This is a genomic window from Phytoactinopolyspora halophila (assembly GCF_003287285.1).
In the GTDB taxonomy this organism is placed as follows: Bacteria; Actinomycetota; Actinomycetes; order Jiangellales; family Jiangellaceae; genus Phytoactinopolyspora_A; species Phytoactinopolyspora_A halophila.
Genome location: NZ_QMIG01000013.1, coordinates 91,531 through 117,197 on the forward strand (window position 1 = coordinate 91,531; position 25,667 = coordinate 117,197).

Annotated in this window: 27 protein-coding genes; 9 read left to right on the forward strand and 18 right to left on the reverse strand. The window is 64.7% G+C overall.

The window, feature by feature from the left end; genetic code table 11:
* Positions 1 to 19: 19 nt before the first annotated feature.
* Both DPM12_RS13090 and DPM12_RS13095 read right to left on the reverse strand, forming a co-directional pair.
* Complete coding sequence (locus DPM12_RS13090) at positions 20 to 352, reverse strand: DUF6112 family protein (protein ID WP_170313699.1); 333 nt, start codon at positions 350 to 352, stop codon at positions 20 to 22.
* A 95-nt stretch (positions 353 to 447) separates the two neighbouring features.
* Positions 448 to 759, reverse strand: coding sequence for a DUF6112 family protein (locus tag DPM12_RS13095; RefSeq protein ID WP_245951267.1), 312 nt, complete (start codon positions 757 to 759; stop codon positions 448 to 450).
* 128 nt (positions 760 to 887) lie between these two features.
* Between DPM12_RS13095 and DPM12_RS13100 the strand changes: the two genes are divergently transcribed.
* Entirely contained in the window at positions 888 to 1,913 is a 1,026-nt protein-coding gene (locus DPM12_RS13100) for a DUF4238 domain-containing protein (protein ID WP_158542883.1), read from the forward strand.
* Positions 1,914 to 1,989: 76 nt separating this feature from the next.
* Here DPM12_RS13100 and DPM12_RS13105 read toward each other — a convergent pair whose 3' ends face one another.
* The 8 genes from DPM12_RS13105 to DPM12_RS13140 form a co-directional block, all read right to left on the reverse strand.
* Entirely contained in the window at positions 1,990 to 3,636 is a 1,647-nt protein-coding gene (locus tag DPM12_RS13105; RefSeq protein ID WP_112258768.1) for a peptidoglycan DD-metalloendopeptidase family protein, read from the reverse strand.
* A 20-nt stretch (positions 3,637 to 3,656) separates the two neighbouring features.
* A complete protein-coding gene (locus tag DPM12_RS13110) occupies positions 3,657 to 4,361 on the reverse strand; it encodes a hypothetical protein (RefSeq protein WP_112258769.1) in 705 nt (234 codons plus the stop codon).
* 50 nt (positions 4,362 to 4,411) lie between these two features.
* On the reverse strand, positions 4,412 to 5,440 hold the full coding sequence (locus DPM12_RS13115) for a ParB/RepB/Spo0J family partition protein (RefSeq protein WP_112258770.1): 1,029 nt from the start codon (positions 5,438 to 5,440) through the stop codon (positions 4,412 to 4,414).
* Complete coding sequence (locus DPM12_RS13120; protein WP_112258771.1) at positions 5,433 to 6,257, reverse strand: hypothetical protein; 825 nt, start codon at positions 6,255 to 6,257, stop codon at positions 5,433 to 5,435. The genes DPM12_RS13115 and DPM12_RS13120 overlap by 8 nt, the downstream gene beginning before the upstream one ends.
* Positions 6,258 to 6,384: 127 nt before the next feature.
* On the reverse strand, positions 6,385 to 6,810 hold the full coding sequence (locus DPM12_RS13125) for a hypothetical protein (RefSeq protein WP_112258772.1): 426 nt from the start codon (positions 6,808 to 6,810) through the stop codon (positions 6,385 to 6,387).
* Positions 6,810 to 7,559 (reverse strand): DUF2637 domain-containing protein, encoded by a 750-nt coding sequence (locus DPM12_RS13130; RefSeq protein ID WP_170313700.1) that lies wholly within the window; start codon positions 7,557 to 7,559, stop codon positions 6,810 to 6,812. The genes DPM12_RS13125 and DPM12_RS13130 overlap by 1 nt, the downstream gene beginning before the upstream one ends.
* 26 nt (positions 7,560 to 7,585) lie before the next feature.
* Positions 7,586 to 8,458: a bifunctional DNA primase/polymerase gene (locus DPM12_RS13135; protein WP_112258773.1), complete on the reverse strand. Its 873-nt coding sequence runs from the start codon at positions 8,456 to 8,458 to the stop codon at positions 7,586 to 7,588.
* A gap of 1 nt (position 8,459) precedes the next feature.
* Positions 8,460 to 9,512: an ArdC-like ssDNA-binding domain-containing protein gene (locus tag DPM12_RS13140; RefSeq protein ID WP_112258774.1), complete on the reverse strand. Its 1,053-nt coding sequence runs from the start codon at positions 9,510 to 9,512 to the stop codon at positions 8,460 to 8,462.
* A 341-nt stretch (positions 9,513 to 9,853) separates the two neighbouring features.
* Between DPM12_RS13140 and DPM12_RS13145 the strand changes: the two genes are divergently transcribed.
* The 4 genes from DPM12_RS13145 to DPM12_RS13160 all read left to right on the forward strand — a co-directional run bounded on the left by DPM12_RS13145 (position 9,854) and on the right by DPM12_RS13160 (position 12,667).
* Positions 9,854 to 10,285: a helix-turn-helix domain-containing protein gene (locus tag DPM12_RS13145; protein ID WP_112258775.1), complete on the forward strand. Its 432-nt coding sequence runs from the start codon at positions 9,854 to 9,856 to the stop codon at positions 10,283 to 10,285.
* 101 nt (positions 10,286 to 10,386) lie between these two features.
* Positions 10,387 to 10,884, forward strand: a complete 498-nt coding sequence (locus DPM12_RS13150) for a hypothetical protein (RefSeq protein WP_112258776.1) — start codon at positions 10,387 to 10,389, stop codon at positions 10,882 to 10,884.
* The gene (locus DPM12_RS13155) at positions 10,881 to 12,065 is read left to right on the forward strand and encodes an MAB_1171c family putative transporter (protein WP_112258777.1); all 1,185 of its coding nucleotides are present in this window, start codon (positions 10,881 to 10,883) and stop codon (positions 12,063 to 12,065) included. The genes DPM12_RS13150 and DPM12_RS13155 overlap by 4 nt, the downstream gene beginning before the upstream one ends.
* Positions 12,062 to 12,667, forward strand: coding sequence for a phosphatase PAP2 family protein (locus tag DPM12_RS13160; RefSeq protein ID WP_112258778.1), 606 nt, complete (start codon positions 12,062 to 12,064; stop codon positions 12,665 to 12,667). Before DPM12_RS13155 ends, DPM12_RS13160 begins: the two co-directional genes overlap by 4 nt.
* Before the next feature lie 394 nt (positions 12,668 to 13,061).
* Here the strand turns inward: DPM12_RS13160 and DPM12_RS13165 are convergent, their stop codons facing one another.
* The 3 genes from DPM12_RS13165 to DPM12_RS13175 are packed head-to-tail and all read right to left on the reverse strand — an operon-like array spanning position 13,062 to position 15,328.
* Complete coding sequence (locus DPM12_RS13165; RefSeq protein ID WP_112258779.1) at positions 13,062 to 14,096, reverse strand: ImmA/IrrE family metallo-endopeptidase; 1,035 nt, start codon at positions 14,094 to 14,096, stop codon at positions 13,062 to 13,064.
* A gap of 6 nt (positions 14,097 to 14,102) precedes the next feature.
* Positions 14,103 to 14,966: a hypothetical protein gene (locus DPM12_RS13170; protein ID WP_112258780.1), complete on the reverse strand. Its 864-nt coding sequence runs from the start codon at positions 14,964 to 14,966 to the stop codon at positions 14,103 to 14,105.
* Positions 14,963 to 15,328: a hypothetical protein gene (locus tag DPM12_RS13175; RefSeq protein ID WP_112258781.1), complete on the reverse strand. Its 366-nt coding sequence runs from the start codon at positions 15,326 to 15,328 to the stop codon at positions 14,963 to 14,965. Before DPM12_RS13175 ends, DPM12_RS13170 begins: the two co-directional genes overlap by 4 nt.
* 473 nt (positions 15,329 to 15,801) lie before the next feature.
* On the opposite strand from DPM12_RS13175, the gene mobF reads away from it, so the two are divergent.
* The 4 genes from mobF (at position 15,802) to DPM12_RS24305 (ending at position 20,666) form a co-directional block, all read left to right on the forward strand.
* A complete protein-coding gene (gene mobF, locus DPM12_RS13180) occupies positions 15,802 to 19,344 on the forward strand; it encodes a MobF family relaxase (protein WP_245951269.1) in 3,543 nt (1,180 codons plus the stop codon).
* Between the two features lie 221 nt (positions 19,345 to 19,565).
* On the forward strand, positions 19,566 to 19,922 hold the full coding sequence (locus DPM12_RS13185; protein ID WP_112258782.1) for a sulfate permease: 357 nt from the start codon (positions 19,566 to 19,568) through the stop codon (positions 19,920 to 19,922).
* A gap of 103 nt (positions 19,923 to 20,025) precedes the next feature.
* Positions 20,026 to 20,337: a hypothetical protein gene (locus DPM12_RS13190; protein WP_112258783.1), complete on the forward strand. Its 312-nt coding sequence runs from the start codon at positions 20,026 to 20,028 to the stop codon at positions 20,335 to 20,337.
* 2 nt (positions 20,338 to 20,339) lie between these two features.
* The gene (locus tag DPM12_RS24305; RefSeq protein ID WP_112258784.1) at positions 20,340 to 20,666 is read left to right on the forward strand and encodes a winged helix-turn-helix domain-containing protein; all 327 of its coding nucleotides are present in this window, start codon (positions 20,340 to 20,342) and stop codon (positions 20,664 to 20,666) included.
* A 139-nt stretch (positions 20,667 to 20,805) separates the two neighbouring features.
* Here DPM12_RS24305 and DPM12_RS22820 read toward each other — a convergent pair whose 3' ends face one another.
* From DPM12_RS22820 to DPM12_RS13220, 5 genes are all read right to left on the reverse strand, one after another.
* Entirely contained in the window at positions 20,806 to 21,084 is a 279-nt protein-coding gene (locus DPM12_RS22820; RefSeq protein ID WP_123788445.1) for a hypothetical protein, read from the reverse strand.
* A 233-nt stretch (positions 21,085 to 21,317) separates the two neighbouring features.
* The gene (locus DPM12_RS13205; protein ID WP_123788446.1) at positions 21,318 to 22,127 is read right to left on the reverse strand and encodes a hypothetical protein; all 810 of its coding nucleotides are present in this window, start codon (positions 22,125 to 22,127) and stop codon (positions 21,318 to 21,320) included.
* A 97-nt stretch (positions 22,128 to 22,224) separates the two neighbouring features.
* Positions 22,225 to 22,665 (reverse strand): very short patch repair endonuclease, encoded by a 441-nt coding sequence (locus DPM12_RS13210; RefSeq protein WP_112258787.1) that lies wholly within the window; start codon positions 22,663 to 22,665, stop codon positions 22,225 to 22,227.
* Between the two features lie 364 nt (positions 22,666 to 23,029).
* On the reverse strand, positions 23,030 to 24,313 hold the full coding sequence (locus DPM12_RS13215) for a DNA cytosine methyltransferase (RefSeq protein WP_211658945.1): 1,284 nt from the start codon (positions 24,311 to 24,313) through the stop codon (positions 23,030 to 23,032).
* Between the two features lie 83 nt (positions 24,314 to 24,396).
* A complete protein-coding gene (locus DPM12_RS13220) occupies positions 24,397 to 25,263 on the reverse strand; it encodes an Eco29kI family restriction endonuclease (RefSeq protein WP_158542884.1) in 867 nt (288 codons plus the stop codon).
* Positions 25,264 to 25,667: the final 404 nt, after the last annotated feature.

Below are 25,667 nucleotides of genomic sequence, written 5' to 3' on the forward strand. Positions count from 1 at the left end.
GGCTACGAGATGGACCCGGCTAGATGCCCTGGCCGACATCCCAGAAGAAATTGATCAACGTGACTGATGCGCCCGTGATGATCGCCGCGCCACAGGAGATGAGCACACCGGTCTTGCCCCGGCCAGCCAGGTGCGGGTTGGACGAGTTCGATCCGAAGCCCCACACGATCGCGGAGATGATCAACGCCAGCACCGACAACACCAGCCCGATCGTCATGACCGCACCGACGATGCGCCGAAGCGCCCGGATTCCGGGTAGTCCACTTTCGTTCGGGTTGATATTGATCTGCGTTGGTACTGCTTCGACGACGGAGGTGAACGCGTCGATAGCAGCCGTGAGGGATTCCAACATGATCAGTGACGCTCCTTCAAACCACCGGGCGGATTGAATGGTGCTGTCACACAGGTGCGCCAAGGCCGCCGGACACGACAGATGGCGAATGTCGGCTACAACGTGGAGCCGAGGTCGATCAGGAAGTTCGTCCACGCCACACCCGCGCCAGTCAGAGCAGCAGCACCGATCGACACCCACGCCCCGGTACGCGCTCTGGCAGCCGCCTGGTAGTTACCCGCAGCAGAACAGACCGCCCAAGTCACGGCAGAGATGACCAGCATCAGGACCGCGACCACGAGCCCGACGGTGAACAGCCCACCAACGATTGCCGCCAGGTCACGAGAGCCACCGACACCGTCGAAGTCGGGAAAGACGGTAGAGCTGATCGCCTTTAGTCGGATACTGCCAAGGGCCGCGATGTTCACGTTTGTAGGTGCGGCTAGGACCGGCGAGACGGAGGAGGAGGCTTGTATGGAAGCTGGGCACCCAATTGGTCCGCGGGCCCGCAGCACGTCCTTCCCGCGCACAGATGCTGACGGGGCACAATGACGTGGTGAACAACCAGTCGCGCCCAGTCGCCAGGCGGCACCATACGGTGCCGCGGTTCTACCTTCAAGGCTTCTCTGAAGCGGGCAAAATTGCGACGGTCCGACTTCCTGGGGACCAGCGGTTCCCCCAGTCAGTCGGTGACGCCGCCGTGGCAAAGGACTTCTACGCGGTCGACGGGCATCCCGATGGCCCGGACGTGATTGAGAAGGCGCTCTCAGAGATCGAAGGTCTGGCTGCGGCCGTTTTCAAGAAGATCGCCGGAGGCTCGTGGCCACTAGGCCACGAGGACAGGATGACGCTCGGCTACTTCGTCGCGCTCCAAGCCACCCGAGTGCCTGTGCAACGAAACACGATGGACTACCTAGCGGCACAGATGCTTCGTCTCCAGATTGGCGCGAGCGGCAAAACAGGGTTGAGGAAGCAACTTGAGGAACACGGTCTGGAGGTTTCGGATGACATCGTTGAGGAGGTTTGGGAGCAGATGACCCGCCCTCAAGGTCCGCCCGTCAAGCGACCCAAGACGGTGCATATCGAGCAGATGCTCGACCTTTCCGGCAAACTCATTCCGTACCTTGTCGGGCGCCCGTGGTCGCTTGTTCGGTTTGAACGGCGGTCGCTTATTTTGTCCGATGCCCCCGTCGGTCTCGTTGCACACACAAATGACAAGTGGGGGATGGGCGTCGGCTTCATGACGGCATGGGGTATTACCTTCCCGCTGTCCCGCAAGGCCGGACTCTTAATGAACAGCGTCGAGCCACAGATTGAACTGGGAGTCCCGGTTGAGAAGGTCCACCAGGGCAGGGCCGACTGGGTTCAGGACGGCACGGCCAAGATGGAGAAATTCTTCAACTTCCATACGGTCCAAGGCGCGAGCGAATGGCTCTTTCATCATCCTGACGACGAAAAGTATGTGCCCACCGACCTGCCAAATCCGAGGCCCGTGACCCTGCAAATGTCAGGAGGTCCCCCGGAGTTTGACGGTGAGCAGTGGTTCACAGGAGGCGATACAAAGGACGCCTCAACCGGATGATCTAAATGCACACCCCGGTATCGGCATCCTTGCCTATCGGACGCCACCGATGGGGCTTTCTCCGCTGATGATCTTGTTATCGGACACTCAAATGAACATGGTCGTGATGGCCTCCTGTGACGTCGTCGGGGTTGTGCATGCCGCCGCCGTCGTAGGGGCGCCAGCCTTCATCAGCTCGGTTCAGGCTCCAGATGAGGCCGTCCCAGATGAGGTAGTCGACCCAGAGGGCGTTGGCGTGGGTTTGTAGCCAGGTGGTCATGCGCCATCCTTCGGTGCGTTGGGCGTCGGTGGGGTGTTCGCCGATGGCGTTGCCGAATGTGACATCGCAAGCCCGGCCGCGCGGATGGTCGGAGTCGCTGCCGGGGCGTTGGTCCCAGCAGGACCAGCCGGCGTTGGGGAAGGCGCGGCGGGTTTCGGCGATGAGGTGTTCGAGTTGGCGGGTGACCCAGCCACCGGTGCCGGTCGGATCTGGGATACGACCGCCCGGTGTGCCGGTGAACGGCTGCGGCGCGGGCGGCAACTCACCGCCAACGTCGGGATGGCAGTGGCCAGGATCGGCAGTCTCATCTGAATCGGGGTGGGTGGCGCCGTGCTGTTCGAGCCAGGGCATGGGGTCCACGGCGTCCGCAGTCGGTCCGCCAGGGCGGATTTCTAGGTGCAGGTGGGGCCCGGTCGAGCGGCCGGAGGAGCCCACGTCGCCGATGTGCTGCCCGGCTTGAACATGCTGGCCGGTCCGGACATGGATGCCGTAGTCCCACATGTGCATGTACACGCTGGCTATGGTGTCGCCGCGGATGGTGTGGATGAGGGTGATGATCCCCAGTCCACTGCTGGTGGTTTCGGCGCGGGTGACGTGGCCGTCGGCGATGGCGTAGATGGGTGTGCCGTCGGCGGCGGCCAGGTCGACGCCGGGGTGGAGTTCGCGGCTGTCCGGGTTGGTGGGGTCGGTTCGCCACCCGAACGGTGAAGTGAGTCGCCACGTGCCATCGGGTAGCGGAAACACCACTGCACCGTGATGCGGCTGCGGGCGTTCGAGATCAAGCTCATCGGTGCCGTTGTCTGCGTTGTCCGTGTCGTCGTGGTCGAGGTCGGGCCAGTCGCGCATGCGCTGGCGGATGTTGTTGAGGTAGTCGCGGGTGATCTGGGGGATGTCGGGGTAAGTGGCGAGTCGGCCGGGGCCGGCGTTGTGCGCGACGACGAGTGCTTCGAGCTCGGTGAGTTCTTGGGTGGAGGGCCATTCAGGGTGGGTTTGCCGGGTGGTGCGGATGTCGTCGAGCAGGTCGCACAGGTAGATGGCGCCGTACTCTGCATGGATGTCGGGTTCGAGGATGTCCCAGAGGCCATTGTTGTTGCGGTCGCTGGACACGGGGCCGTAGACGGAGCGCCAGATGTGCTGGTTGATTTGGAGCAGGCCCCAGGTTCCGCCGTTGATGTCCGTGGCGAAGGCGGCTGGGTTGAAGCTGCTTTCCTGGTACATGACTGCGGCGATCCACACGCTTGGCAGCTCTTGGCATGTTTGCGCTGCGGTGGCGATCCAGGGCAGCGCCTCGTCGGGAATGGGCGCGTCGTCGTGGAATCCCGGATCATCGTCGCGGGGCAGGTCGAGGCATCCAGTGCCTGCCGCTTGCCCGGCGGGATTCATGAGGACAGCGATGGTGAGTATGCCGAGTGACGGTCCGAGGAGAAACAGCGCGGCGAGTCCGATCAGTGCCTTCTTCAGCATCGTCTTGCCGATCGCGCGTGTCAGGTGAGCGGATTGTTGACTTCGGAGAGCCGCAGGGCGTGGCAGCGGGGGAACGCCGGCTGGCAGGCGAGGAAGACGGTGAAGCTCACGTCGTGGACGGAGTGCTCGGCTCGGTGGTGCCAGATGCCGTGTCGGTGACGGGTGCCTTCGATGGTGATGGCCACAGTGCCGTCGCGGATCTTTCCGGCGGCGTCACGGGCGATCTGTTCCCATGAGTCGGGGACGAAGGCGTCATGGATGGTGAATGTTTGCCGGGTCTGGTATTCGCGCAGCTGTTGCCAGGTGCTGTCCGAGGGGAGGTAGTGGTCCAGGTCCGCGAGTAGCCCGGGGGTCTCCACACCGGATGGATCGGCGTCAATCAGGACGACGTTGGCGTATTCAGCCGGCGACAGGCCGGACATCGTGTCCCAGGTGAACAGCGCGTCGGCGATGGCCCGCGCGTACTTGATGGGATCGGTCGTCGTCGGTAGGGGCGGCAAGTTCTGCCACGACGGTGCGGTGGGTGTCGGCGTGGAAGTTTCCTCGGTCGGCGCTGTAACGGCGGCCGGTGACGTCGGTGAAGGGCGCTCGCCTGGTGGGCCGGTGATCAGCCCGTACACACCGATGCCGACGACGGCAGCGGCGACGATAGCCGTGACGATGATGGTGACGAGACGCCGACGTCGGTATAGCGGGTGCGCGTGTTCCCATGCGGGGTGGTTCATGACGGGTGATGGCCCTTCTGCGTTGAGGAGGTTTCACCCGAGAGGTGGGCTCAGCTGGCTGCTGGCATGTCTCCGTCGCGACGGTCGAGTGCGGCGCGGGCGTCGATCGCGGCGCGCATGAATGTGGTGCTGGCCTCGTGGAAGGCAGTCAGCATGTTCCATTGCTCGTCGGTCAGGTGTTCGGCGACGGCCTGGGGTGAGACGGTGTCCCACCATCCGTAGTGCTGTGTGATCAGGGTCGCGAGGCGGCGTGCGGCGAGGGCGTCACGCGTCGATGGTTCGATGTCGCTCCAGCCCTGAGCGCTCATGCGGACCTTTCTGGTCGCGCGCCTGGCTTCGCGGGCTGCGGTCGCCGGGTGATCGATGGCGGCAAGATGTTCAAGCTCTGTCTGTGCGGTGTGGCGGGCCGGTTCAGGGGCGGCAGGGTCTGTGGCGACGTCTTCCAGTTCGTGACTGGCTTTGGCGGTGGTGATCGCAAGGTAACGGCCGTGCACTTTGCCGTCGGCGTTGAGCTCAGCTAGCGCCTGTTCGGTTTGTGTACGTAGCCACTCCGGCATGTCGTCGCTGTCGACGAGGCGTTTGAGTTCGAGGACCTGTTCGAGCATGCCGTGCGAGTCGCGGCCGGTGATCGCGCGGGCCGCCTGAACGCGGGCGTCTTGCGGTGCCGTCGAATCGACGGCACCGTGTTCCCGGCTGCCGAACCGCGTGGATGCCTGGCGGCGGGCGGCTTCTTCGGCGTAGAGCGACTTGAGTTCCGCGTAGAGTTCGGCCGCTTCCAGGGGTGTGAGGTCTTTACGGATCGTGTTCTCGTGTTGGACGGCCATCACGGTGCGCAGACGGTCAGAGATGTGAGTAGCGATCCAGACCGGCACCTGGCGCCAGCGCAGCCGCTTGACCGCTTCGAGTCGGCGACGTCCAGAGATGAGAAGCCCGTCAGGGCTGATGACGATCGGGTGTAGCAATCCGATGGTGCGGATCGACTGGCATAGCTCGTCGAGGTCGCCCAGCTCCTGGCGGTAGGTGTGGCCGAGTTTGATCGAGTCGACGGAGTACTTCAGATCGAGCCGCCCGTCAGTCATGGCTGCCTCCGGGGCAGGTCAGCTGGGCCTGATCGAGAAGGTCAGTGTCGCGCAGGAGGTCGCCGAGCTGGTCACCCAGCAGGACACGAGCGAACACGCCGAGCGTTGCGGTGGAGCCGACACGCGGCTTCGCCCCGATGAGTAGCCCCACGAGGGTGTTCCAAGCGGAGTGGCTCAGGCCGAGATGCAGGCGGGTGACGTTGTCACGGCGGAGCGCATCCAAGGCCGATTCGCGCGACCCCATGTCGGCTGCGCGCATGGACACGTACTCGACGACCCGCCGCGCGCGAGCATGGGGCCAGCCGGCGACAACCAGGAACGCTGCGCATGTTGCGATCAGCCGTTCGACCCCATCATCGGACCGGCCGGCGACACTGCCTTCAGTCGCGACGATGTCGTACAGGAACTCCTCGTGCTCGCCCGCCCGCATCGGCGCCTCGGCAGGACGATGAACAGGGCGGCGGGCCCGCTCCGGTGAGATCAGTAGCCGCTCGCCGTATGTCTCGGCCTGCATGGCCAGCTCGACCGCGCGGGTCACCACGCCCCAGGGGTCACGGGCAGTACGGGCCGAGCGGCCTCGCATAGCCAGGAACGCTGCGTAGGTCGCATCTTCAGGTGGCCGGTGCCATGCCTGGGCCACCGGTGCGAACCGCTTCTGGGCGAGTTCGAGCAGGACTTTCGCCACAGGCAGGGTATGCCAGCCGTCGGGACCGAGCTGATCAAGAACGGTGAGCACGGTCCTTAGTCCTTCACTTGAGGCCAAGAATTCCTCCGTTGCCGCGCCATCGACCTCGTTGGCGTTCTGCACGATCGACATGGGCACCTCCCTCGTTATGGGAGAGGTGCGCACCGCGTCCCGCCGCGGTCCGTCGGCCCGGCGTGGCCGGCTCGTCACGGAGGCGCGGGATGAGGAGCGTCGACGAGTGGGCATGTGCGGAGGTTGCTCAGAGGGTCGGCGTGGACCGCTCGACGGCCGGTGCATCACTGCTTTGATCGACAAGTTCGGCCGGGCCGAGTGAGGCTGCCCGCTCGCGTCGCAGTTTGGCCAGCCGGGCCGCAGCCCGAGCACTGCGGCGTGCCAGCACGTTCAGCTTGAAATGAGCCCGGACGGCGCGGCTTGCCACGACGTCGTCGGTACGGTGGAGAACCTCACTCGCGCGCACCCACCGAAGATCGGCAAGTTGTCGCGCCCAGGTGGAGTGTTTGTTCCGGTTGACGGCGTGCCGCAGCGACGGGTCACCGTGGCGTGCCAGGACCACGGCGGGTTTGGCCTGGGTGGCCGTTGACTCAAGGTCCGACGCGTGACCACCCGCCGAGGCGTCGGTGTCGACGGGGTCGTGTACGGGGTCAGGGACGGTGTGCGTGCTCATTAGTTCCCCTTGTCTTCGCGTCGATGCTCATGGCTGACAGGGCGTGCAGCGTTCCCTTCAGGGGCCGTTCTGGTGTTTGCCTGCGCCGATCCGTGCGACGCGGGCGCGGACGTATTCAGCCAGCGGCTGACCGTCGACGGATGAACGCCGAGGTGGTCGGCGATCTGGGCATTGGACCAGCCAGAAACGCGGCGCAGCTCGTGTGCCTTGCGGCGGCGGGCACCGTTGGGTTGGCCGTGCCGCTCAGCTTGCGCGTTGGTGGCGGTGTCAGCGTTGATCGGTGTGAGTGCACATGTGGACGGAGGACCGCTCGACGACTGCGCGTTGGCCGTGGACCTGTGTGTGCGGCGGGTCAGCTCGACGGTGAGGTGTGTGATCGCCAGCAGTACCAGCGGCGGCACCGCGGACACGGCAGCCGGCAATACGCCGGGCGCCTCCGCATGGCGGGCGACGAGCGCGTGCAGCGCGTTTCCGGTCACGGACACGGTGGCTCCGGCGAAGAGCAACATCCACGGGTATCGGGTTGCTCGTGGTCCGAACGGGGTCAGGGCGACGACGGAGATGGTCGCGACGACGATGATGCCGTCCACGATGAGTGGCCATGTCCATGCCCGGCTGGCATCGATGCCGGAGCGTACCGCCAGATCGGTCAGTGTGGCGAAGGAGAGCCAGAACGCCCCGAGCGCGATCAGTATCGTGCCAGCGACGGCAGTGGCCACGACCCAGCGCGCCACCGCAGGTGCTGGCATGTCGGTCCTAGGCGGGTGCAGGGGAGTCATGGCATCAGAACTGGCGGCGAGATCTCGTGCTGGTGCACCGCCTGTGGCGGGCTGTGAAAGTGTCGTCGGTAGGCCGAGCGGATCGTGACGTGCGCTTCGGTCGCATCGAGCCCGGAACGTTGGGCTGCCGCGCCCAGTGATCGGTGGGCGCTTGCCTCGGTCACGCCGTGCTCGGCGTAGCGGTGCGCTGCCCAGTACAGCGCGGAGTTCCGGTTTCCTTTCGGCTGCACGGCCACCCAGGCCGCGATCCGTTCGATCGACGCGTCCGCTTGAGGTGGCGTGCTGGTCGAATCGTGCGTCGGCATCGGCGGAGCGAGCAACGCCCATACGGCCTCGCCGTCAACCGGTTGTGCGCGATGGCGGATGGCGACGACCAGGTAGGAGCGGTGGCTCCCGTCGTCGTTTGTAACGGTGGAGGGTGGGGCGATGACGTACCCGCCGATGCCACGGAAATCGATATGTGCACTGGCCAGCGACCAGCACCTCTGCGTCGCAGTGCCGGGGTAATACGCGTGAAGCCCGCCCGATGGTGTGCGGACCAGGCACGCCCAGCCGTCGGCCAGCCCCGCCCGGCACGCCGAGCGAAAAGCCCTAAATCCTGACCCGGAGGGGTGCACGTCGACGTCGACAACGTCGAACCCGCTGCGGCTGCCGGTGGCCAGGCCGATATTTGCCTCTGGCCACCGTTGCCACCATGCGTGTACTCGTGCCTGGCTGGTGGTAGCGTCGTGGAACCCGTGCCGGGTGAGTGGGCGTTTGCCTCCGGGAATGCAGGGAAATACCGGCACTCCGACGGCCGCGTAGGCCTCGGCCGCAGAGCTCAGACTCAGATCCCCGATTCTGCGCAGCAGGGTGGCGTGGGTGAGCATGTCACATCTCCGCCCGGACTGCCGCGCGTTCCGCCTCTGGACCAGTCGCCGCGATCGCCCCAGGGGTGTCGAAGTCCGGCTGGGTCATCTGCGCGCCCGGTGGAGTGCCATCACCCAGCGGCGCCTCGGGCAGCTTGTCGAGAATCGACAATGCTGTTGCGCGGGCACGCTCGCCGGTGGTTCGCACCACGTCGGCCGGATCGCGTCCGTTGACGGTCGACGACCAGCCCGCGACGTAGGGCATCGAGTTCGCCTGTGTGTCGAGGCCGAAGCTGGCTGTCACCATGGCGGCTGTCGATTCGGCCTCCACTTCGCGAATACCACGATGCCGGTCATCGCCAGGACCGTGGCCGAGCATGATGTGGGCCAGTTCGTGAACGAGCGTGGCCACCCGTGCGGCCTCACTCATGTCGGAGCGAATGACCACGGCGCGGTCGTTGAAGCGGGTGACTCCGTCCGCGCCTGCTAGCGCTGCAGCGTCGGGAGCGTCGTCGAGGGCGAATCCGAGCCGCCGGACCTGTGCGGCGAGCCCGTCCCACAAGCCTTCTGGAGCGTGCCCTTGCAGCATTGCGGGCTCGGGGCGTTCCGGGATCGGCTCGCCAGCGGTCTGCGAGACGTCCCACACGTACGCAGGCTTCATCCCCACGACCCGGCGACGGACCGCTTCGCCCGGATCGGGCCGCTCGTAGCGGCCTAGCCTTCGCCACGAGTTCGGATCGTCCGGCTGTGGTGAAGCGAACCGCGCCTTGACCGGAGACCAGATCATGTAGCCTGCCTGGCCCTTCACCACTGACCGGCCCAGCTGCTGCCACTGACGAAATCCCGCCACGTACGACGGGAACGGATCCGGGACGCGACCTTGTTCATACGCATCCGTATGCTGGCTGAGAATCAGCAGGGTGTTGGCGAACGACCGCGACCGAAACCGGGCCGCGAACACCATCGCACGCCGCCACTGCTCACCCGTGACCAGCTCCTCGACAGCTCTTTCGAGCCGCTCGCTGAGTTCATCCAGCTTCTCTTGTCGCGACCTGCGGACTCGTTGGTCGTTCATGCCCGCTAGGTGCGCGCACCGCCGGGCCGACCCGTGTGACGCGTGGCGATGGCGTGTGCGGCATCTACTGGTGACGCACTGGCCGGATGCTCTCCGGCGCGCGCCGTCCTTCGGTGGGGCATAGGCCGCGACGCGTGTGTGCCGCCCATCTACGATCTGTTTGTTCATGTAGACCACGTCGTCATGGTATGTTTACTGATGTGAACAGTCTCGAGAATGCGTCGACGTCGGCAGCTTGGTCAAGCGCTTTGTCGAATTTTGGAGAAGGATGAGTCATTCCTGGGAGGCGTGGCATGATCTGAGACGTCAGCCAATCCATCGCAGCGTCAGGGAGGTGGGCCGTGAATCAGTCTGAATCGCCGCGGCTTGCCACGCTGGCCGAACGGCTTGACTACCTCTTTGCCACTGTCCGTCCCCGGGGGCGAGGCGAGTACACCTACCGTGAAGTCGCGCAGGCGATCAACGACTCGCCAGACGATGTGACCATCTCCGCCAGCTACCTATGGCAACTCCGCAAAGGCGGCAAGGTCAACCCCTCCGTGAGGCACCTTGAGGCTCTGGCCAGGTTTTTTGGCGTCCCGACGCGATGGCTGCTTGGCGACGACGACGCTGACGAAGTCACCTCTCAACTGGAGCTGCTGGCCGCGATGCGCGACGCCGACGTCCGCGAGATCGCCCTACGTGCCAGCGGGCTATCCGATGCCGCGCTCCAGATGGTCAAGAACGTCGTCGAGAACACGCGAAAGATGGAGGGCTTGCCAGACGACGACTAGACAAGCCCTTGCTCTTGAAAAGAGCTTTATCATGACAAAAAGCCTGACCAAAGGCATAATGAATGGTGAGGGTATCTAGTCGCGATCCGCGGGGTGGGGACGTGAATCTGCGTCGCATCAGGCAGGCCTGTGACGAACAACTACACCGACTCGTCCTGCCCGAACCGTTCACGATCGATGCGTTCTGTTCCACCCTGGCACGTGAGCGCGGCAAGCCCATCCGACTGATGCCGATGCCCGACGGCGCCGACTCTCCGTGCGGGATGTGGCTGGCGACCGCGGACACCGACTGGGTATTCCACCAGTCCGCGACTTCTCAACTCCACCAGGAACACATCGTCCTGCACGAACTCGCCCACATGATCTTCGGCCACACCACGAAGCAAGACCGCTCCGAACGGTTACAGACCAGCCTGCTGCCTGATCTCGACCCAGGAATGATCGCCTCGATGCTTGCCCGCGCTTCCTACACCTCGGTTGAAGAACGGCAGGCAGAGATGCTCGCTGGACTGATCGGGGCACAAGTCCGACGTCGTGACCACATGGATGCCGAACGCGACGTCGCTCGCGCCGCAGACGTCTTCGAGCCAGAGTCATGAGCGCTTACACCGTGATACCAGCCGTCCTGTTGTGGATCACGGTCGTCGTCAGGTTACTTGTACCGGTAAAGAACGCCGCACAACGTCATTTCCTGGTCGGACTGATCGTCCTTGCGATCGGATGCACCCTGGAGATCCCTGCGGTCGGGGCATATCTTCAGGAACGGATCGTCGGCGCGAATACCGTCCATCTGATTAAACACATCACCGTGGTGCTCGCCGCCAGTGCCATCTGGGAAGTCGCCCGCCACATCGCGCTGCCGCAACCTGAGGCAGCTACACACCGTGCCCGCCGCGCCGCTATCACGCTGACTGCGGTCTGCGCCATGATCGGCATGTTCCTCCTGGCACCCGTACATGGCGAGCCCTTGCCCGGCCTCACGAACGCAGCCGTCGGCGAACCCGTGCTCCTGGCCTACTGGACGGCCTACCTGGCCGTACTCGCCGTGGTCGTCGTGGGAATCGTCCGCGTTGCGATCTCGGCGCTACACACGTTCCCACCGGGTGCGCTACGGACAGGAGTGTTGTGGATGGGCGCCGGCGCGCTTATCGCTATGGCGTACTGCCTGAACAAGGCGGTCTACCTCGTCACCGCCACTGCCGGTCTCACGTCGGACCATGCAGACCTCATGGAGACAGTGCAGGCATTGCTGCTTGCGCTCACAGTCTTCGGCTTCGTTGTCGGCTGCTTGTGGCCGATCGCTGTCCGCTGGCCGGTGATCCGGCACATCATCGCCTACACCACCTACCGTCGGCTGCACCCGGTGTGGCAGGCGTACCTTCGGGGCGAGCCTGGGATCGCGTTCGGCGCGACGGGACGACCGACTCCGTATGACGTCGAGCTTCGTCTCTATCGGCGGGTGATTGAGATCCGCGACGGCATGCTGGCTGCCCGCGCTTACGCCAATCCCGGCCACCGTGGCCTGGCCGTGCGTGAAGCCCGTCGAATCACGAGGAGAGATCCAGACCTTGTTGGTGAAGCCGCCTGGTTGGAAACGGGTCGACGCGCCAAACTCCGAGGTCTTGAGCCCAGCGCCGACTCTCAGGTCGGCATCAGCGGCGGCGCGACGGTCACCGACGAGGCGCGCGTCCTGACTCGTATCGCCAGATCGTGGTCAATCGTTCAGACCGTCGCCGACAGAATAGACGACATGACCGACGCGAGGAAGACAAGCACATGAGCCGGGTCGACACCGCTCCTGCACGGTCAGAGCGTTTCGCCACCGTATTGACCACGGTCTTCGCACCAGCACACCTCGTGATCGGCGTGCTACCCATCATCGGTGCCGCCAGTGACACATCCGCCATCCGTGGCCTCGGCTGGGGCACCCTGGCCGCGCTCCTCGTTGGCGTCCTCCCCTATACGTGGGTCCTCTACGCCGTGCGGCGAGGCCGATTCAGCTCACCCCACATTCCCGACCGCGCCCAGCGGCTCCTCCCGCTGGCTGTCGCCGCGGCGGCCGCCGCAGGCGGGCTGCTCACCCTCGCGATCCTCGGGGCGCCACAGCAGCTGATCGCGTTGCTCGTCGCCATGCTCACCGGCCTAGTCGTCACTACGACCATCACACTCAGATGGAAGATCTCGATTCATACCGCGGTTGCCGCCGGCACGGCCACCATCCTGACCATCGTGTTCGGGCCCGCACTCACCGCCAGCGCGATCATCGCGGTCACCACCGGATGGTCGCGTATCCGACTGCGCGACCACACCACCGCGCAAGTTCTCGCCGGCGCCATTCTAGGCACGATCATCGCCGCGACAGTCTTCATCGCCCTTCGATGAAGGGCCAGAATCGTTGCGTTCACAACCGACGTCAGGGATCCAGATCTCACCTCCGATCTCGCTGATCGCACCTGGAGATCCCGGCACGTCACCAACGTCGTACGCAGCGATGTGGCGCATCCTTATCGGGCGTGTGCACCGCGACCGTGCGTGCAGCCTTCGGTTGGACGAGACTGACTGGCCGCCGGGCTGTCTGAACTCACGCAACGAGACCGGGCCAAGACGATCCTGACGGAGTTTGGCCAGTCGAGGTCCTGTGGGATACGGCCTAGTCGTTCGAGCCGCAGATCGTGGGTAGGAGGCAGCGCCTACTAGCCGGGCAACGAGATCGTGCTCTCATTGATGAGCCAATGCTCGCGATCGACATCGGGCCGTCCAGGGTCGCCGGGTCCACTCACTCGCAGTTCTCGCAGAGCTCGTGGCCTTTTCTCGCCTTCGGCAAGAGCATGAAGCAGTTGGAGCAGAATTCCTGTTTATTGACGTCGCATTCGCACTCGCGGCACCGGGGACACTTCGGCTCGCCGCATTCCTCACATACTCTGGGTGATTCCTCTTGGGTGAAGCTGTGGCCGCAGCCAGCTAGGCATTCGACGTGCCACTCGGAGAACCCGGCTGACACCCGCAGATCCCGCGGTAGGGCTGTAACCACCGCAAAGACCATGCCGCCGCGGATTGCCACATCGATGCGCAGGTCGGAGAAAGTCTTGCCCGATTTGTACTTGATCTCACCGAGCCCTGCGCCGCTGAACGTTCCGGAGCCGGTCTCGATCGCCCGTTGGGCGGCCTTCTCGATCACGGGCTGCCGGACATTGCGGGATGGGGCGTAGGGATCCCCGTTGCTCTCGGTGAACCATGACCGACCGGCCGAGTCGGCCAGTATTACCATCCGCTGCCCTGGTTCTCCCAGGGAACGAACGAGGCAGGCCGTTGCGGATGCGGTTCCGATGTCGTACAGAGACGCCGCGGCCTCAGCCGTCACGCCGTGCGCGAATGCTTTCGCCGCCTCTTGGTCGGTGATGAGGACTCGGGAAGCGAATCGGTTGACGATCTTCTCCTCGACTTGCCGACCGTACTGAAGCTTGTCTAACGCGGGTGCCACGCGCAGTGACCAATCGGTGTCGACCGCCAGCAGGTCGTGCCCGAATTCGTGGAGCAACGTGAAGCGATCACGGCGAGCGCTGACTGGACGGTATCTGATCGACCGTATTGCCGGGTCGTACGTCCCGTCGATTGGGCATACGCTAGGACGCAGCGATAAGTCCTCGTAGATCGACAAGCCCGGCACCGCTTCAAGTGCACCGCGTGGATCCCAGCGGCACTGGTCGAGCACTCCAGGCCGCAGCGCCTCGGCGGCTTCTAGCAGATGATCGGTGGCGGCAGCTATTGGCTCGGGACCGAACCATGCCTCGGCTGTTAGGTCAGGCAGCATCGGCGCCTACTTTTCACTGCGCATTGACCTGAGTGCGTGCCGGACCCGCTCCCGGACCGCATCATGGGACTGCCGTTCTTGGCGGGCGGCGATCAGGGACGCCTCCCACGCCTTGGCGCGCACCTCATCCTCGGACGAGCCGACGGAGCGGGCAGTCTCGACGACTTCCTGCTTCATCTCAGGGGTTCGCAACAGCACGGCTTCCAGCCCCGAAGGCGGGGACCATACATGGTCGACGGGCGCTCCGAACGCGTCGGCGATCGCAGAGGCCTGGCTGGTATCCAGAAGTCTTCGCTGCGCCAGCGTGTCCCGGGTGATTGCGGCCACGCCTCCCAGCACCTGGTTGAGTCTGACCGCGTCGACACCGTGAGAATCGACGAAGTCGGTGCTCAGGACGCCGCCAGTCGTTTCCAAGCCAGGCGAGTCCAACTCGCCCCAAGCTGCGGTGGTATTGCAAACGAGTGCCAGAGCATCCTCCGCGTCGTCATCGGCGCGTGCGGGGTACACGTCGAGTCTCTCCACGGGGTCGTCGCCCCGAACCCAGGCCCGGATCTCGCGCACTTCCCGACCAGTCAGCGGCTGCCCGAGGTAGCTTTCCAGTACGGCGTTTGACATCCCCGTTTCGACCTCGGGCCAGCAGACCAGCTTTGCGTCTACTGTGGCCAGCTTGAAACACGGCTCCGACGGTGTCACGCTCTCGTCGGTGACGGGCCAGGCGATGAAGTAGGCGTCGTACGCGATGGCTGCGAGAACGAGTCCAAGCGGTTCGCCGCCCCATGAGACGGCCCACAGCTGACCGGGTTCCGTCGGAGGCGTGGCGCGGGAACCGTCGGTTGGCTCGGTGGGCGGGAGGGTGGGAATTGAGGTCATGCGTTCCTCCTGCCGAGCATCCCGAGAAGCTCCCAGAACCGTGCCAACTCAGCCGCCTCGGAGTTGGGCAGCTGACCAGCATAAACGAAGTCCCTCGTTCCCCAAAATCGGCGAGGGACGGACCGTTGATGACGGTTGGTCCACCAGCCCTTCTCCGAGAGGCCGATCTCTTCATTCTTGTCCGACTCCAGTATCTTGGCGCCGGATTCGGGGTGTGTGGTCCGCGAGAGACACGTCGCGGTGCGCGGCAGCCGTTCGACGACCGCGACAGGTCTGTACCGATCTCCGTGGACGTCACCGTCAATGGATGTCGCTGGGCTTGCCTTGTAGACGTCGCCCTGCTGGGGATCGGCGTCTGGCATAGAGTCTCGCTCCCCTCCGAAGCTTGAGCACCTCACCAGAGACTAGCCCCAACGGCGGACGAATCGGTACACGCAACTCTGCGTGCCCCAGGAAGAGGCCTCTGGGCGAAGTGACAAAATACGCTAGGTCTACTTGCGATCGGTAGCTGCGCGCGTTCTGGTGATCCTGTGCACTAGCGGTGTTGTCTTTGATCAGCCGCCGCAGCCGTGCTGATCAGCCTTTGGTTCGGGGTGGTGAGCGCCATGGAGCCCGACCTGTCCGCATTGCTGAGTGTCTGTCGACTTACGCACTCTTGGCCACTTGTTCGGCGTTCGCGCCGAGTCTCGTCGGCGCGCTTGACACCCCGTATCGGGCTCTCACGCTCACCGTGGGTTGCACTGATCGTTGCTGCTTTGATTATTGATCTTTAGACACCTCTTGCAACCGAGGCCCGGTGGCGCACCTGACGGGTGTGACGGTCTCGATGCGGGTGATGGCTGCCGGGAGCGGCTACAGCTACCTCCTCAGGTCGGTGGCGGCTGGTGACGGTAATCGGCGTCTGTCCGAGCCGTTGGTTCGGTACTACGCGGAGAAGGGCACGCCGCCGGGGTGGTGGCTGGGCAGCGGCGTATGCAGCCTCGCTTCCGGAATCACGGCAGGGGATGTAGTGGCTGAGGAGCAGTTGAGGCTTCTGTTGGGGAAGGGGAGGCATCCGGTCACTGGTGATCCGTTGGGTCGGGCGTTTCCGGCGTTCGCACCAGCGCAGAACCGTGTCAACGACCGCATCGCTCGTCTGGACCCCGCCCTGAACGAATATGAACGGGCCGGGGCCGTCGCGGCGATTGAGGCCGAGGAGTCTGGTCGGGGGAGTCGGCGGGCGGTGGCTGGATACGACTTGACGTTTTCGGTGCCGAAGAGCGTGAGCGTGCTGTGGGCTGTCAGTGACGCGGCGACGCAAGCACGCATCGTACGTGCGCACCATGCTGCCATCGCTGACACAGTTGCATTGCTGGAGCGGGAAGTCGCGGCAACACGTGTCGGGCGTGCAGGCCCGGACGGAGCTGTTGCGCGGGCCGAGGTTACCGGGGTGGTGGCGACGGCGTTTGACCATTACGACTCGCGTGCGGGTGATCCGCAGTTGCATACGCACGTGGTCGTGTCGAACAAGGTGCACACCGTTCGTGACGGCGCATGGCGCACGCTGGACGGGAGGCCGTTGCATGCGGCGGTGGTGGCGTTGTCGGAGCATTACAACGCGTTGCTGGCTGATCGCCTCACCCGTGAGCTGGGTATCACGTGGCAGGCGCGCTCGCGTGGGCGGGACCGCAACCCGGCATGGGAGATCGCCGGTGTGCCGGATGAGCTGGTGGCGGCCTTCTCGTCCCGTAGTGGCGAGATCGACGCCGAAACCGACCGCCTCATCGCCGACTACGTTGAGACGCACGGGCGTCGCCCCAGCACCGATGTCGTGATCCGGCTGCGGGCACAGGCGACACTGGCGACGCGGCCGGAGAAGACAGTGCGCTCGCTGGCGGAGTTGACCGGCGATTGGCGACGACGCGCCACTGCCGTGCTCGGCGTGGAAGCGGGAGCATTGGCGCGCGACGTGTGTGGCACGTCGTCAACGCACACGAGGACGAGGCGTGCGGATCAGGTTGCCGATGCCGATGTGCGTGCATTCGCGGCGCAGATCGTGCGTGCGGTGGGGGAGAAGCGTGCCACGTGGACGCGGTGGAACTTGCACGCTGAAGCGTCGCGCACGTTGATGCACGTGCGTTTCGCCAGCACGAGTGACCGGGAGGCTGCCGTCGCACGGGTGGTTGATGCGGCCGAGCGTTTCTCGTTGCGGGTTACCCCACCGGAGGTGGCATCGTCCCCGGAGCCGTGGCGTCGCGCGGATGGCACGTCGGTGTTCCGGCCACGACACGGCGAGGTGTTCACCTCGGCGGAGCTGCTGGCCGCCGAGGACCGGCTTCTGGACTACGCTCGCGCCACCACTGCACCGCGCGCAAGGGTGGTTGACGGCCGGCCGCGTGCACGTCGAGACCTCCGCGACGGCGCCGCCTTCGACACGGACCAGGTGGACGCGATCACCAAGATCGTGACCTCCGGGCGGACTGTGGACGTGCTTGTAGGCGCGGCCGGAGCCGGAAAGACCACCACGATGCGGGGCATGCGCCGGGCGTGGGAGTCGAGGCATGGCGCCGGGTCGGTGGTCGGGTTGGCGCCCTCGGCCGCAGCAGCTGAGGTGCTTGCCGCTGATCTCGGCGTGGCGTGCGAGAACACCGCCAAGTGGTTGAGCGAGCACACCGCCGGGCGGTGGCCGCTGCAGCGAGGACAGCTGATCATTGTGGATGAGGCGTCGATGGCGGGAACGTTCACGCTCGATACCATCGCAGCCAAAGCCGCTGACGTGGGGGCGAAGGTGCTGTTGGTGGGGGACTGGGCGCAGCTTGCCGCGGTCGATGCTGGTGGCGTGTTCGGGTTGTTGGTTCGTGACCGCGGCAACGACGTCGCCGAGCTGACCGGCGTGCGCCGCTTCCACCATGCGTGGGAACGGTCAGCGTCACTGGGGCTACGCTGCGGCGATGTCACCGTCGTCGAGATGTATGACCAGCGTGGCCGTGTCGTCGGTGGCGAGCTCGACGACATTCTGGACGCCGCCTACAGCGCTTGGCGCAACGATCTCGATGCTGGGCACACGTCGATCATGATCGCCGAAACCACCGACACAGTCTCCACCCTCAACGCGCGGGCGCGACTGGACCGCATCGTCGCTGGAGAGGTCGCCACGACGTCGGAGGTGGGCCTGCACGATGGCACGCGGGCCAGTGTCGGTGATCTGGTGGTCAGCCGCCGTAACGATAGGAGGTTGGCGTGCGGGCGGGGGTGGGTGAAGAACGGCGACCGGTGGACGGTCACGGCCGTTCATGGCGACGGTTCCGTGGTCGTCCGCCGCGCTGGACGCCCTGGTTTGAGTGTGATGTTGCCGGCGAGCTATGTCAGTGAGCACGTCGAACTTGCCTACGCGGTGACGGTGCACCGGGCGCAAGGTCTCACGGTGGACACGGCCCACGCCGTGGTTGCCTCGCCGTCGATGACCCGTGAGGCGTTCTACGTCGCGATGACCCGCGGCCGCGCCTGCAACACCGCCTATGTGGCCACCGATCAGTCCCACTTGGAAGAGCACCAGAAGCCGGTCAGCGACGACGAGGTCACCGCCACGACAGTCCTGGAGGGTGTGCTGGCACGCCGTGGCGCGGAGCTGTCCGCACATGAGACGCTCCGGGCTGAGCACGAGCGTTGGACGGGCATCGGGCAGCTGGCCGCGGAGTACGAGACCATCGCCGCGGAGGCTCAGCGCGGACGCTGGGTGAGGCTGGTGCGATCGTGCGGGCTCACGTCTGAGCAGGTGGAGGCGGTTCTTGCGTCGGAGGCGTTTGGACCGCTGGCTGCGGCGTTGCGTCGTGCTGAAGCCCACCATTACGACGTCGACTCGCTCCTGCCACGGCTCGTCGCACGGAAAGGGTTCGACGACGCCGACGACATCGCAGCCGTGCTGCACCGACGCCTCATCGTCGCGGCTCCACTGCGGCACACCGGTCGCCAGCGTCCGCCGGAACTGATTGCTGGCCTCATCCCCGCAGCTCTAGGCCCCATGGACGCGTCGGCGCGGCAGGCGTTGGATGAACGGCACCGGATCATTGAACGCCGGGCACACACGCTTGCTCGGGCTGCCATGAAGGAGCGGGCGGGTTGGGTGCGCCAACTCGGCAACGAACCCCGCGAGCCGCGGCGGCGGGCTGCCTGGCACCGCGCCGTCGTCGCACTCGCTGCCTACCGAGACCGCTACGGCATCACTGATGCGCATCTCCTCGGGGCCGCAACCGCGACAAGCGAACCCTCGCGCACCGACACGGCCTATGCCCGCGCAGCGGTGGAACGCGCACGCCGACTCGCACACGACGGCACAGCCCAGCGACCTGCCGTCAGTCATGAGCCGCCCGCTCGGCCGGTGATGGAACGGGGCATATGAGTCATCGGGGTGTGCGCACGGGGCGATCCTGACAGCCGCCACGCCGATGGTATCGATGGCGATGGCGGCCGATCCGGCGTAACGTGGATGTTGCGGCAGTAATGTCTTTCCGACCCAGTTTGAGCCTGGGCGGCGAACCCCGGATCCTCGGGCGTCCTTTCAACTCATGGGGCCGCATCCCAGTAGTTGGCACCGTCTTCGATGGTGGGAGGACACCCGCGATGTTCCGTTTGATCAGCCGCCTCGGCAGCGGCTACTGCCAGCTGCTGACCCACGCACCGTCGAACGTGCTGCTCGCACACCTGCGCACGCGGCGAGACCTCACAGCCAGCCTGATTGCGCTGCTCCTGGGCGGCGCCTACATGTATGCCGCCGCCGTCTGCACCGTGCTCGTGGATCGTGGCGCACCGGAATGGCTGTACGCGACCACGGGGCTGTTTATCTGGAACGGGTTGAAGTTCGCCTTCTTCGTCCCCGTCAGCCTTGCCCTGTTCGTCACCGCCCGCGTCGCGCGGCCTGGCCACGCCCAGCATGACGACTTTGCCAACGTTCGTCAGTCAGTGAGTGAAGGGAGCTGATCAACTAACCGGACACGTTTCATTTTGCCAGGCGGGGCCGCCGGGAGCTGGCACTCCACGACGGCCCCTTGATCCCCTACCTGCCGCAACAGGAGGAGACCCGATGGGTACGCTACCTAACCCGTTCACGCACGCCTCGACCAGCCTCAATACCCGCACTCAGCCTTGTCAGAAGCTTCGTTGGTGCGACGAGCTCCAGTTCCATCTTGGGCCGTGCCGACGCTATCTCGGTGAGGCCAGAGCTGGATCAGAACGCAACCCCAGCTTCGTCAGCGTCGCGGTCATCAGCACCGGCGTCGGTGAGCGCCGCCTGGAACTGGCCGCTGGTCAGGAGCGCTTGGTGTTCGACTGGCGACAGGTCGAACTCCTAGCCACGCTGCTGGTGCAGGCCCGCCGATCGTACGCGAGTCGGTAGTCATGGTTGCGGAGTTCGATCCCGAGAAGGCGGGTCTGGAGTATCTATTCCTTGCCTTCGCCGACTACCTTGCCGCTCGCTTCGACGATGGCACGCTTCCACCCGGTGCCCGACTACCGGGTGAGCGTGACCTCGCATCCGAGCACGGCGTGTCAATTGGGACTGTGCGTCGTGCGACTGAGGTCTTGCGTGAGCGTGGCCTCGTCGTCACCTTGCCAGCGAAAGGCACCTACGTCATCCGCTCTGCCGGCCAGGGTGACGACTCACGTAGGTCAAGAGCGGAATGGCAAGGGCAGGGTGGCGATGTAGGGCGTGGTGGCGATGACTGAACACTCTCGTCCTATCGCCTCAGGGAGTTCGAAGCAGCAACCACGTCGGTGGAGGTTCACCAGCACCGCTGTTCGGCAAGGCAGGCGCTGGCTGGTCCACTGCCACCAGCACCCCGACGTGCGCTCAGATGTCCGGTTGTTAGCCCACGCGGCTGAGCATCAACGGTTCGGTATCGCCGCCCGTCTTGGCCCACTCCCCGACGAGGTTGTCGTTGATGTGCGGCCTGTGCTTCCCCATGCCGTCGAGCAGCACATCACTCGAACACGGGAACTGCGACGCACCGCATCGTGGGCCAATCGCACCGCCGCCACCGAGAGCCGTGTCGTGGCTCGTCTCCTCGCCGACGCTGGTTTGTCGTTGCGCGACATCGGCACCATCCTCGGCGTCTCGCACCAGAGAGCCCACCAACTGCTGCATGACGGGCCGGTGCCCGGAGACGAAGAGGAACGCTAGCGTCTGTACTCTCGCCGACCCGTTCCGGTGGCAAAGAGCCGAACCAACGTGAGTGCTCGCAGGCACGAGACCGCCTTGGCACCTGGTATCGAGATGACATCGTTCTCGATCCGGGCGCCTGGCTGTACACCTGGCACCGGGACGAAAACTCGGTCCGGGATCAACGTGACCAGCAGCGGCGAAGGCTGCTTGACCGATCAGCGACCTGGTGGTTCCAGCCCAGGAGGGAGGTGTGGCTCGGCAGGCGTTGTCCACGCGCTCCGATCCGATGACGAGCGGCGTGGACTTCGCTGTTGCAACGTTGTCTCCGGCATGTCGACGCCGCTGGCGGGTTTTTCGACTTTACGGACCAGGCCGACGTGGCCGAAGGCGTGGCTGTAGCTCATCACATACTCGCCATCGGTGTACTCACGGTCGGCATCACCGGTTGGCGGCGCGTCGTAGACATAGCCGTTGGCCTCGGCCGCGTACTCGGTCTCATCGCCGAAATCCCACCGTGCGAGATGTTCCAAGGCCGCCTGCAGGCCCTGTTCGTCGAGGATCCGCAATGTTTCCTCTGCGTCATCGCCTTGATGGAACACCACACTGATGTAGCGCTCGTGGTGTGGCGGCGTCGTCTCGTCGGGAATGAGTTCCTCGTCGTTCAACGCTAGGGTGGCCAACTCCTCAGCGTTCTGGTAAGCCGCCTCATCCACCCACTCCGGGAACATGCGTTTGTTCTCGAACTCCCGACCCGGGTACGCGAACCGCAGACCGAAAGCCTCCCCGGCAGCGGATAAGTACGAGCTCAATGCCCGCATCGCCCGCTCGGCGTCTACGGGGTCGCCGACACCGGCGAAAAGATCATCATTGGAATAGGCGCCCGGAGCCTCGGGATCGGTCGATTCCACCATGTACCGGTACTGGCATCGACGCCCACCCGACTCATCCGACACCATCCCGGCATACACAACCGACAGCCGCAGGGTACCGATCGTGAGTACCATGTCGCGTTGTCCAGCGTTCACGTCCACGCACCTCCAAAGTCTGAGTCACAGGGGAGGTGTGCGAGAAGATTTGAATGCTCATGTGATGTCAACGTGCGCACGCGACAGGTCAGAGTGGCTATGTGGCTCCGCGTGAGTCGGCACGCTTGGCTTGGACTCGTTCGGTGATGCGGCGCGCCGCCTGGGAGGGCTCCTCGTGTTCCCAGACACGGATTACCTCCCAGCCTGCTTGCTGGAGGCGCTGGTCGGTGTCGGCGTCTCGTCGTCGATTGCCCGCGATTTTGTTGTTCCAGAATTCGGAGGTTGGGCCGGTCGCTGGTCGGTAGTGCTCGTGGCATCCGTGCCAGAAACAGCCGTCGAGGAAGACCGCGACCTTCTGTTTGGTAAACACCAGGTCCGCAGTGCGGCGCACGCCCTTGATTGGTCGGATGCTGACGCGATAGCGGAAACCGAGAGCGTGCACGGCGGAGCGAAGTGCCTTCTCCGGACGCGTGTCACGTCCTCGGTTCGCCCGCATGACCGCGCGCGAGTTGGCGCTCGAAGCCCAGGAACTCGCCATGGTGTGTTTCACTCATCTCCGAATGTCGCCGACTCAGCGGAGAGCAAGCTGGCTTCGTGGGCGATTTGCCACGCTTGGGCTAAGTTTTCTCTGCGGGTCTGGTGTTCGACCTCCCCTACGTACCGTTCGCGAGTCTTGCCGCCGACCGACCAGCGCAGATAGGCATAGATCCGCCGTCCCCGCCGGAGAACGCGAAGCGCGATCGATGCGTGCGCGCATCGGCCGTCGGAGAGCCGAACTTCGCGCGCGTCACGACCACCAGCCGCGTGGTCTTGCTCAGCTACCCGCTCGGCCTGGGATAGCCCTTTGGGCGCTTTCCACGCGGTGTCCGGCGGCCGTGTGTCTTTCCAAAGGGGGTGCTTACTCACTGTTCGGCATGTTCTCGCAGGTGGGGTCGTAGGGCTGCCGCGACCGCGTCGGCCACGACTTGTCCGAGGCGCACGGGAACGGCGTTGCCGAGCTGGCGCATTTTCTCGCCGCGTGGTCCGGCGAGTTCCCAGTTGTCTGGAAAGGTCATTACTCGCGCTGCTTCCCGGACTGTCATGTAACGAATCGACCCGTCTGACTTGCGCATCACGGTTTCCCCTCCGGGGACACCATGCACTCCTGCCTTGATCGTCTTAGCGGGCCGATCCAGGAGGTTCGGGGTGTGACCTGGATACTCTCGCGCGCCCGGCCACCCGTAGTGGTGGAGGTATCGATTCTCTGGATGTTCGATCTTCTCGTGTTTCGGTTCTCCGAGCTTTGTGGGTTTCGTGATCGCGTCGCGCAGGGTTTGCCAGCGGTGTGTTCGTTCAGCGGTCTCGGCGTCGTTGGCAGATACATCGGGGGTGTAGCGGTGGCGTTTCGCGACCCGATGCTCTTCCCAGTAGGAACCATCGGCCTGGGCCTGCAGAAGCGCGGCGTCGGAGTGAGTGGGTTCGGGAAAGTCCCACTCGGCTAGTCCGAGATCGCTTCGGAAGGCCACGACGAACACGCGCCAGCGTACTTGCGGCACGCCGTAGTCCGCAGCGTTGACTAAGAAGTATTTGACGTCGTATCGCTCGGTGGGATCGACGCGATCCTTGTCGAGTGCCTTGCGCAGGCGCTTGTCGTGCGCGTGCCAGTCCTCGCGCTCGCCACCAGGCCTCGTGGCGCGTTCCTCGAACGGTGCGCGCAGTTCGTTAAGGATGTAGTCGTAGTAGGGCTTGAATGACGGCCGGAGAAGGCCCTTGACGTTCTCGGCCACGACCGCGCGTGGCTGGGTCTCGCGAATCACACGGAACAACTCAGGCCATAGGTTCCGCGCGTCTTCGTATCCCTTATGCACTCCTCCAAGGGACCACGGCTGACACGGCACACCGCCCGCCACCACGTCCACGTCGCCGCGCCACTTACCGAACGACACCTTCCGGATATCGTCCTCGATCAGCGGCCAGGGGGAGTCTAGCGTTTCGGCTTGTTGGACTTCGGGGTTGAAGGCCTCGGCGATGTTGGCCCGCAGCGTTTCGCACGCTCGGCGCTCCAGCTCGACGGCAACCAGATGACGGAACCCGCTGTTGTGCATCGCCAGTGCCAGTCCACCACCTCCGGTGAACAGTTCGATGCTCGTTCCGATCTCGGGTGGGCTCGATACGGGCAGATCAGACTGAGCGGTATCCTCGATCACGCGCGGGACTATACCGCGGTCACTGGTCGGACGCACGTGCGACACACCGTCGGTAGGTCGCGCGAGCGTTGCCAAGCGGTCGATTACTCGTCGTTCGACTCCTCTTCTTCAACCTCGCCGTCCTCATCCCGCAAGTTCTTGCCTGCCAGCTCATGGGCGCGGCCGTCCTGCTTGCGCCATAGGTAGCGTGCGCTCTCATAGTCATCCGATTCGTAGTACAGGATCACGTAGCCCGGCAGCGCGGTGGCTTGCCATCCCTCCGGCAGAGCGTCGATCGCCAGCGCGATCAATTCTCGTGCTGTCAGTGGCTCTTCGGGGACCTCGACCTTGTGCTGCGTGTAGTCCTTCGCGGATGCGGTTCTCTCCTCGTACCGCAGGTTGAATGGCAGCGCGGTCTTCACCGCCTTCAGGTACCGCTTGATCGTGTACTCACCTGGTGGCAGCGTCGCGCCGTCGAGGATCAGATCAAGGTTCGCCGGATACAGTGCGTCAAAGTGCTTGGCCTTCACCAACGAATGGTCCCGCTTCCGCCCAGGATCGTTGTTACCGAAACCGTTGGTGTTCCACGGGACGACCCCCGCCGCACGGTAGCGGTTGATCAGCATCTTTTCAGGTGCCGCCGCTTCAAGGTCCTCATCGACGTAGAGGCATTGAAAGTGGACGTCGGTGAGATTGATATGAGCGCGACCCGACAGTTTGCGGCGGTGCTTGTCGAGCCGGCTGGGCAGTTCCTTGCTCGCCTTGCCGACGTAGACACGCTCCTTGCTGCCGTCCCCACCGTTCAGAAAGAGTTCGTAGATTCCAGGGCGTGGCTGAAGTGCCTCCAAGTTGTCGCTCGTGAGCGGCACTGGATCAAGATTCGCGAGCTTCTCCAACAGCTGATCGGCTAGAGCGCGGGTGATGCTGAGCTTGAACTCAGCACTGGCCTTCGAGACGTGGTCTTCAGTCACACTCGTCAACCTACCGACTCGATCAATCATCAGCCAAAAGCCTCTGGGCTGTCCCGCGTTCCACGGAGTTGGGTCGCTAGGATCTAGGTGTAGCTATGCCCATGGCGTTAGTCATCAGCACGGCGGCCGGTAAGGAGTCGATCGATCACCCGCCGAGAGCACACGTCGAGCATGACGGCACGGAAGACACTACTCTAGCGGGGTGGGGCTCAGTGTGGGCCGGCCAGTGGCCCCTGTCCCAGCTTCTCGGGGTGGACTTCCGCTGGTCGCCTCCCGAACCGGATAAGCCCATCTAGGCATCCGACTCTCGACCTGGTCATGCCGTTGCGGTCGCTGTGCTGGTCCAGGAAGTCGGGATAGCCGTGCCGTGGTAGCGGGTCAGGGGGACCTGCCAGGCGCGGAAG